Origin of the sequence: Aquincola agrisoli, from assembly GCF_036621135.1 — a bacterium.
GTDB lineage: Bacteria > Pseudomonadota > Gammaproteobacteria > Burkholderiales > Burkholderiaceae_C > Aquincola > Aquincola agrisoli.
The window spans coordinates 1-1,873 of the sequence record NZ_JAZIBG010000015.1; the positions used below are offsets into that span (position 1 = coordinate 1).

The following is a 1,873-nucleotide window of genomic DNA, read 5'->3' on the forward strand; positions in this document are numbered from 1 at the left end:
GGCAGCCAGAGCGAGAACGCCGGCACGTAGGTGACGAGCGCCAGGCACACGGTGAGCGCGCCGTAGAAGGGCAGGATCGACTTCATGACCTGCCCGACCGAGACGCCCCCGATCGCGCAGCCCACGAACTGCGTGACCCCCACCGGCGGCGTGTTCAGCCCCAGCGCGCAGTTGATCAGCATCACGATGCCGAACTGCACCGGGTCCATGCCGAAGTGCTGCGCGATCGGCAGGAAGATCGGCGTGCAGATCAGGATCGTCGCGGCCATGTCCAGGAAGGTGCCCAGGACGAACAGCAGCACGTTGATCATCAGGAAGATCAGCCACGGGCTGGTGGTCACCGACTGCATCAGCTCGCCCGTCTTCTGCGGCACCTCGTACAGCGCCATGAAGTAGCCGAAGGCCGAGGAGATGCCGATCAGCAGCAGCACCACGCCGGTGGTCTTGCAGGCCTTGGCGCAGGCCTTGAGGAAGTTCTCCCAGCTCAGCGTCTTGTAGACCAGCACCGTCACCAGCAGCGCCCAGAACACCGCCGTGGCCGCCGACTCGGTGGCGGTGAAGATGCCCGACAGGATGCCCGCCAGGATGATCACCACGATCAGCAGGCCCGGCAGCGAGGCCAGGAACGACACCACCACCTCCTTCCAGCCGGGGAACTGGCCGCGCGTCGGGTAGCCGCGCTTGACCGCCACGTAGTAGGCTGCCACGAGGTTGCAGATGGTCAGGATCAGCGCCGGGATGACGCCGGCCAGGATCAGGCTGAACACGCTGACCGAGGCGATGCCGGTGGTGGCGAGGGTGAAGATGATCAGGTTGTGCGAGGTGGGCATCAGCGCGCCCACGAGCGCGGAGTGGGTGGTGACGTTGACTGCGTAGTCGGCGTCGTAGCCCTCCTTCTTCATCAGCGGGATCATCACCGAGCCCATGGCCGAGACGTCGGCCAGCGGCGAGCCCGCGACGCCGCCGAACAGGGTGCAGCCCAGCACGTTGCTCATGCCCAGGCCGCCGCGCACGTGGCCGACCAGGCTGTTGGCGAAGCGCACGATGCGGTCGGCGATGCCGCCGTAGAGCATCAGCTCGCCGGCGAAGACGAAGAACGGGATCGCGAGGAAGGAGAAGATCTGCATGCCGCCGACCATCTTCTGGAAGACGATGGCAATGGGCATGCCGGAATACAGCACGGTGGCGACCGACGCGAGGCCGATCGAGAACGCGACGGGCACGCCCAGCAACAGCAGCAGCGCGAACACGACGGAAAGAACGGTGAGTTCCATGGCGGACTTTCTTTGCAAGGGGTGGCCTTGCTCAAGCAACCCGCCGCGGATCCGGCTTCGCCGGTCCGCCAGCGGGGCGGCCCCCTCGGGGGGTAGCGAGCGACAGCGAGCTTGGGGGCCCGTTCAATGCCAGGCGGGGAGCACGTCCTCGTGGCGAACCAGCGCGACGATGTGCTCGATGGAGAAGAGGACGATCAGCGCGCCGGCGACCACCAGCGCGAGGTAGTCCATGCCGACCGGCACGCCCAGCATGGGCTTGATGTCGGTCCACTTCAGCACGGTCCAGGTCCAGCCGCTCCAGGCCATGATGCCGCCGAAGAGGGCGACGAGGGCATGGATGAGGATCTCGATCTTCAGCCGCAGGCCCTCGGGCAGCAGCGAGACCAGCGACTCCAGGCCGATGTGGCCAGCATCGCGCACGCCCACGGCCACGCCGAGCGCGGTGACGTACAGCACCAGCTGCAGCGCCAGGCCCTCGGCCCAGGTGGGCGTGTCGTTGAAGACATAGCGCCCGACGACCTGGTACTGCACGCACAGGATGATGGCCACGAGCATCACCACCGCCAGCACCAGGCTGGCCTTGGACAGCGCCGCGCACA

The 1,873-nt window shown here is 67.0% G+C and carries 2 protein-coding genes; both read right to left on the reverse strand.

Features of this window, described 5'->3' with window-relative positions; translation table 11 throughout:
* Nucleotides 1-1,274, reverse strand: a 1,274-nt coding sequence (locus tag V4F39_RS04605) for a TRAP transporter large permease (protein ID WP_332288131.1), incomplete at its 3' end; no start/stop codon positions are given.
* 123 nt (nucleotides 1,275-1,397) lie between these two features.
* A partial coding sequence (locus tag V4F39_RS04610; RefSeq protein ID WP_332288132.1) for a TRAP transporter small permease occupies nucleotides 1,398-1,873 on the reverse strand: 476 nt, incomplete at its 5' end.